The sequence below is a fragment of the Hymenobacter negativus genome (assembly GCF_016056375.1).
Lineage (GTDB): Bacteria > Bacteroidota > Bacteroidia > Cytophagales > Hymenobacteraceae > Hymenobacter > Hymenobacter negativus_A.
Window position 1 is genome coordinate 38,188 of the sequence record NZ_JAEDAE010000015.1, and the last position, 7,954, is coordinate 46,141.

Annotated in this window: 1 protein-coding gene; it reads left to right on the top strand. The window is 66.0% G+C overall.

The features are described from left to right. Positions 1-308: 308 nt before the first annotated feature. Positions 309-7,954 (top strand): beta strand repeat-containing protein (locus tag I7X13_RS20825; RefSeq protein WP_198076967.1); only part of this gene is annotated, 7,646 nt, incomplete at its 3' end.

A 7,954-nucleotide genomic window follows, 5' to 3' on the forward strand; every position in this document is an offset into this window, starting at 1 on the left:
GGCATCGTACATACCTCTTAATCTCAGCCACACTGTGTTAACTGCTTGATACTCGGAGCCATCTTGACCATAATTATTAAACGCTTTTCACCGTGGAAATAAGGTCGTTTGTCGAAATGGCGATTCTCTGGCAGGGCCGAGATTGTAATTTTGGGCGTTGCTAAAGTAGGCTTATGCAAATAGTAGAAGAGCCTTGTACGTCTTACAGTCCTACTATCTATAGTATGCATAGACTGCCGCCTGTACTCCCACCGTTGGTACCTGTTGATTTAGTTCTGATTGCCTTTTAACCCCGTGTCCTAACCTTTATGAAATCTCACTTACAATTCTTGCTCCTGCTGCTGTTAGCCATTGGGCACAGCGCTCATGCGCAGCGGGGCAAAAACGGGGCTGGCACCATCACAGCGGCCAGCACGGTTGTGAATACCTACACCACCCTAACGGCCAATGCCGGAACGGGGGCCACTTCGCTGAGCGTGGCTAACAGTGCCCTCACGGGCGGTGCTTTTGGTACCACAGCCCTGGCCACCGGCGACTTGGTAATGATTATCCAGATGCAGGGGGCCGGCATCGCCACCACGAACACCGCGGGCTACGGTGCCGTTTCGGCCTATAACAACGCCGGCAACTACGAGCTGAGCGAGGTGCGCAGCGTGCCCAATGCCACGACTATTGTGGTGGCCTGCGGCTTGCAGAAGGCCTATACCGCTGCCGGCCGGGTGCAAATCGTGCGGATTCCGCGCTACACCACCCTAACGCTCAATACCAATACGAGCATTGTGCCCACGGCTTGGAACGGTAGCACCGGTGGCATTGTGTCCATTGAGACGCAGGGCGATGTCATCATGAATACTGGTTCGTCCATCAACGCAACGGGCCTGGGCTTTCGGGGCGGGGTAGTGGTCCGCTCGGCTACCGCTGTCAACGGTGCCCTGGGGTACCTCTATAACACCAACGCCAACGGTGCGGAGAAAGGCGAAAGCATTGCCGGTTACCAGACCGACTACGACAACCTGGGCGGTCGCTACGGCCGTGGGGCTCCGGCCAATGGCGGCGGCGGCGGCAACAACCACAATGCATCTGGCGGCGGCGGGGCCAACGTAAGTGCCACGGCCTGGAACGGCCAGGGCAACCCCAACAACTCGTCCACTTACGCTACGGCTTGGAACCTGGAAGGAAATAACTTTTCCGCATCGACGTCGGGCGGCGGCGGGCGCGGGGGCTATTCCTATTCCAACACGCAAAACAACCCCAACACCACCGCGCCCGGCAATGCCGCCTGGGGCGGCGATAACCGCCGGAACACTGGCGGCCTCGGCGGGCGTCCGCTCGACCAGACCGGCGGCCGGCTCTTCTTCGGCGGCGGCGGCGGGGCCGGAGATGCCAACGACGGCGTTAGTACGTCGGGCGGCAACGGTGGCGGCCTGATTTATGTGCTGGCAGCCGGCCGGATAGCCCGGGCTACCACTGCCACTACCAACATTACCATTGCTGCCGACGGCAGCAGCGTGACGACCGCCTCCACCAACGACGGCGCGGGCGGCGGCGGCGGCGGCGGCAGCATCGTGCTGAACACGGCCGGAACCGTGAGCAACACCCTCGCGGTTTCGGCCGTGGGCGGGCAGGGGGGCACCCAGAACCTCGCCAACAACGAAGCCGAAGGTCCCGGCGGCGGCGGCGGCGGCGGTTTCATCACCTACACCGATGCTCCGGCCAGTGCCGTAGTTACCGGCGGTGCCAACGGCGTTACCAATTCGACCGGCGTCAACAACGTGGGCAACCCGGCCGTTTCTTTCCCGCCCAACGGCGCCACCATTGGCGGCGCAGGTATCACCAGCACCTTCACGTTCAACCAGCAGTGCCTGGTGACGGCCGACGTGCAAACCGTGCTCAGCGGGCCCAACGCGGGCACAGTGGGCCAGTCCATTATCTACACGGCCCAGACCGTGAACCTAAGCCCCGACATCACGGCCACCAACGTGGTACCCAGCATTACGTTGCCCGCCGGCGCCACCAATGTGGTGCTGCCCGCGGGCGCGACGCTTACGGGCAACGTGGTGACGTTTGCCTCCATTGCCTCGCTCGCGCCCAACCAGAATGTCACCAACACGGTGCGCTATACTCCCGCCGCTGCGGGCACCGTCACGGCCTCGGCGGCCAACGAGGCCGGCTCGCCTGACCAGACGGTGGCCAACAACGACGGCACGGCGGCCAGCGCTATCGTGAGCACCATCATCACGGCGCCCTCGGCCACGGCCTGCGCCAGCCCTGGGTCCAACGGCCCGGGCGTGTCGGCCGGCAACCCCACCAACCTGACCACGCTCTCGGCCAACCCGATGTCCTACTTCCCGGGTACCTCGGCCACGGTGAATGCTACCAGCACCACTCTCACCGTGGGTGCGGCCACCGGCGCGGGCACGGCCATCGCGCAGGGCGACCTGTTGCTCATCATTCAGATGCAGGGCGCCGACCTTAACGCGACCAACACCGACCAGTACGGCGACGGCGTGCCCGGCCTGCCGGCCAACAACGTGGTGAGCAACACCAGCTACCTGGCCGGCCAGTATGAATACGCCATTGCGGCGGCGGCTACGCCGGCCGGCGGCGGCACCGTGACGCTGACCACCGGGCTGCGCAACTCCTACGCCAACGCGACCGGCACCACGGCTGTGGCACAAAAGCGTTTTCAGGTGGTGCGGGTGCCCCAATACGGCAACCTGACCTTGAGCAATGACATTATTGTGACCCCTTGGAACGGCACCACCGGCGGTGTATTCGCTGTGGATGTGGCCGGGGTGGTAAACTTCAACGGCAAAACCATCAACGCCGACGGCGCGGGCTTCCGCGGCGGGGCCAACGTGAACATTGGCCTCGGCACGGCCGGCGCTTCTACCGCGTCGGAGTTTGTGCTTAACTCGGATGCGACTTCTCAGAAGGGCGAAGGCACGGCCGGTACCCCGGCGCTGGTGAACAACGGCGGCGCGGCCTTAAGCACAGGCTCGGCCTACGTGAGCGGCAATGCCGGCCGCGGCGCACCTGGCACGGCCGGGGGCTCAGGGGTGCGGAGCCAGAACGCGCTTGGCTTCGAGAACTCGGGCGGCGCAGGCGGCGCCAACGCCGGGGCCGGTGGCCGCGGCGGCAACAACTACAACCAAGCCCTTGCCATTGGCGGCGAGCCGGGCGCGGCCTTCACGGTATTTAGCCCGAACCGCTTGGCGCTGGGCGGTGGCGGCGGCTCGGGCGATTCTAACGACAACGTAGGTAGCGGCGGCGGCGCCGGTGGTGGCTTGGTGCTGCTGCGGGCCGGCAGCGCCACAGGCACGGGCACAGTTTCGGCCAACGGCACGAGTGCGGCTTCGGGTCAGAACGACGGCCAGGGCGGCGGCGGCGCGGGCGGCTCGGTGCTGCTGACGGTGGACCGCGGCAGCCTGAGCACGGTGACGGTGAGCGCCCAGGGCGGCAACGGCGGCAACGCCGTATATGCCGCGGCGCACGGCACGGGCGGCGGCGGCGGCGGCGGCGTGGTGTTTGCCAACGCGACGCTGGCGGCCAGCAACGTATCGGGTGGCGTGAACGGCACCACTGGCGACGGTAATGCCACCAGCGGCAACGCTTTCGGTGCCACCGTCGGCCTGGGCGGCGCCGGCCCTACCGGCTCAACCGGCCAGGGGGCTTTTGGCCCCACCACACTGAGCACACCGGTGAACAACAGCGTGGCTGGTGCCACCTGCAACCCGGCGCCGGTGGCGCAGAACGACGTGACCACCACCACACCCGGCGCGGCCGTGACCTTTAACGGCGCTACTGCTATCCTCGGCAACGACTCTGACGTGACCGGCGGCCTCGACGCTACTTCGGTTGACCTCAACCCTGCTACCAACTCGCAAGTGAAAACCCGCACCATCGCGGGGGTGGGTACCTGGACGGTGGACGCCACAACTGGCGTACTCACCTTCACGCCCGCTGGGGGGTTTGTGGGCGTGGCCACGCTGCCCTACACGGTGAACGACATCTACGGCAAGCCGTCGAACCAGGCCGTGGCCACCGTGACGGTGGAAAGCACCCGCTCGGACCTCTCGACGACCATCACCTCAACCCCGGCTTCGGGCGGCACGGTGAGCGCGGGCGCCTTGGTGCCCTATTCGGTAGTGGCCACCAACAACGCCGGCACTGGCCTGAGCTCTGCCTCTAATGTGGTGCAGACCGTGCAGTTGCAAACCGGCCTGACGGCCGCGCAACTCACCATCACCGGCGCCACGGCGGGCACGCCCAGCGGCGGCGTGATTACCTACACCGGCGGCACCTTCAGCGGCGCTACCTACAACCAGAACACCGGCGTACTCACCTTCCCGGCTGTGTCGCTGGCATCGGGCGCTTCGCAGAACTACACGTTCTCGGCCGCGGCACCGGCCAGCGGGCCGTTTACGGTGCTGGCCCAGGTGGGCAACGGCAACGTGGACCCCACCCCGGCCAACAACACCGCCAGCACCACGCTCGGCGTGTCGGTGAAGGCTGACCTGGCCACCACCATCAGCGGCCCTACCACCAACCCTACGGCCGGCGACCTGCTGACGTATAACGTGACGGCCAGCAACGTGGGCAGCAGCCCCGCCACGGCCGTGGTGCAAACGGTAAACATCGGCACGGGCCGCACCAACGTGTACGCCACCAACGGCGGCACCTACGACAGCAGCACCGGCCTAGTGACCTTCCCGGCCATTGCCCTGGCTCCCGGCCAGGTGGCCAACAACTCGGTTAGCTTCGTGGCCCCGACCAGCGGCACTGTGCTCAGTACCGTTACTTCGACCTTCACCAGCGCTTCGCTCACTTCGAATAACGACACCAATACGGCCAACAACTCGGCTACGGCTGCCTCGCTCACCACCCAGGCCGGCAGCGGTACGGCCGCCAACGTGAGCACCACGCTCACGGCCACCTCGGGCGGCAACAACGTCTCGCCGGGCACGGTGACGGCCGGTGCTACCGTCAACTACACCGCGAGAGCCAACAACAGCGGCCCCGGCCCGGCGGCCAGCGTGCAGGAAGTGGTGGCCTTGCCGGCCGGCCTTACGGCCGCTCAACTCGGCATCACGGGCTCGACCTCGAACTCCAGCGCCGTAGTGAACGGCCAGACGGTGATTACTTACGCCGGCGGCTCGTTTGCCGGCACCACCTACAACCAAGCTACCGGGGTGCTCACGTTCCCGAGCGCCGGTACGCTGGCCCCGCAGGGCTCGGCCACTTATACCTTCTCGGTGGCGGCACCCAACGCCCCCACGCTGCTGGCCGTGGCCTCGGTTTCGACTACTTCCATTGACCCGGTGACGGGCGACAACGTGGCCTCGACCCTGACCACCATCGGCCAGGGCACCGACGTGAGCGTGCAGTTGCTGGGCCCGACGACGGCCCAGGCCGGCCAGCCGGTGAGCTACGTGGCCACCGCCTTTAACAACGGCCCGAATACCGCTACGGGCATGGTGGAAACAGTGACCATTGCTGCCGGCCTGCTCACTTCGACCTCCAACAACAACGGGCTAAAGATTAACGGCAGCCTGCCTACTTCGGTGGATGCTACCACGGGCGTGGCCACCTACACGGGCGGCATCACCTACGACCCGCGCTCCGGCGTGGTGACCTTCGCCACCCTGACCTCGCTGGCCAGCGGCGCCAGCGCCCAGAACACGCTCACCTACCTGGCCCCGGCCAGCGCCACGGTGGCCAACGTAGCGGCCGTGCGCAGCACGTCGGCCGATACCAACCCGGCCAACAACACCAGCGCCGTGACAACCACCGTATCTACGGCCACCGACATCGTGGTGGCCGTGAGCGGCCCGGCTTCGGCCACGACCGGCGACCTGGTGACCTACGCCGTGACGACGACCAACAACGGCACTTCGACGGCCAGCGGCACTTCGGCTACGGCCCTGCAAGCCCCCACGGGCCTGCCGGTGGCCACCAGCGGCAACTCGCTGCGCGTGAACGGCCAGTACCCCGCCAACGTGAACGGCACCACGGGCGTGGCCACCTTCGCCGACGGCTCGACTTACGACCCGGCTACGGGCATCGTGACTTTCCCGGGCATCAGCAGCCAGCTCACCGGCACGGCTTCGGCCGTTACCAACACGGTATCTTTCAGCGCGCCCAGCGCCACCAGCCTCAACCTGGTGGCCACGGTGAACCCCGCCACCGGCAGCGCCGACCGCAACCTGGACAACAACTCGGCCAGCGCGACCACGCAACTGGCCGCCCCCAGCGCCGGCAGTGCCGACATTGCGGTGAACATCAACCCCAGCGTGGCCACGCAAACGGCCGGTCAGTTCGTGACCTTCACCGTGACGCCCAGCAACGCCAGCACCAGCGCCACTGCCGGCACCAACGTGCAAACGCAGGTGGTGGTGACCGCCAGCCAGCCCACTTCGGGCGTGAATGCCATCGTGGTGAACGGCCAGAGCACGCCGTCTTCGGTGAACGGCACCACGGGCGTGGCGACTTACACTGACGGCTCGACCTACAACCCCGCCACCGGCGTGGTGACCTTCCCGACGACGGCCACTCTGGCCGTGGGTGCTACCGGCACGGGATTCACCGTGCGCGTGGCGGCCCCGGGCACCGGCCCGCTGGTGGCTGTGGCTTCGGTGCGTTCCGATAACAACGAAGGCGCGGCCCTAACCGCCGATAACGTGAAGAGTAGCAGCGTGGCCATCACGGCCAGCGCCGACCTGAGCACCGTGGTGAGTGGCCCCAGCCAGACGGCCCTAGGCAGCGCGGTGGCCTACACCGTGACCACCACCAACCTGGCCCCGACTACGGCCGGCAGTGCGGGCGGCTCGCCCGCCGTGGGCGCTACCCAAACCATCAGCATCCCGGCCAACGCAGCCACGGGCACGCCCACGGTGAGCGGCCCCGGCACGGTAGCTATCAGCGGCACGGCTGCGGGCGGCTACACCATCACCATCAGCTACGGCACCCTCAACTTGGGCGCAGCCGGTGAGGTGGTGAATACGGTGAGCTTCACCGAAGCCAGCACCACGACCTACACGGTGTCGGCCACGGCCAGCACCACGGGCACTGGCGCCACCCCCGACCCGGTGAGCGGCAACAATCCGGCCTCGCAGCAAACCACCATTGCCCCGACCGGTCCGGTGGCGGCTGACATCGTGAATAACGGCCGCACCGGCACCAACGCCGGGCAGAGCCCCATCGGCAACACCGCCGGCCAGGTGGCCATCACCTCACTGGCCGCCACGGTGGGCAGTTCGTCCATCGCCTCCTACAACATCACGGCCATTCCTACCGTGGGCACGCTGTATGTGAACGGCACGGCCGTGACCGCGCCTCGCCCGTTGACTTTGGCTGAAGCCGCCCAGCTTACTTATGACCCCGCCGTCGCCGGCGCGCAGGGTAGCACAACGCCTTCGACGCTCGCTGCTAACAACGACTTCTTTCAATTCACGGCCACCGACAACAACGGCTTAGTGTCAAACATTGCCCGTTATACAGTGCCAGTGAATCAGGATAACCTGTCGGTGTACACGGTTATCACCAAAGGCGGCAACGCGAACCAGTACCAGAACGGCGACGTGGTGGCCTACGGCATCGACCCCAACGGCGCGATGTACAACACCTCGGGCCTGATTTATAATGCTAACGGTACGACGGCCGCGGGCACAGTGAACAATGGCATCGCCACCGGCTCCATCACCAACGCCAACACCACGACCCTGGCTGGGGTGGGCATCGCCTACAGTTCTACTACAGGCTTGTTCACGGTAACCGACCGCACCAAGTTGCCCCGTGCTGGCCGTACCATTCCGGTGACTATCACTACCACCGACCTCTTTGGCGGCGTAACGGTGCAGACCATCAATATTGTATTAGGTGCCTTCCCGCTGCCGGTGGAGTTGACGGACTTCACGGCGAGTGCGGTGCGCAACGTGGACGCGGCGCTGCTGTG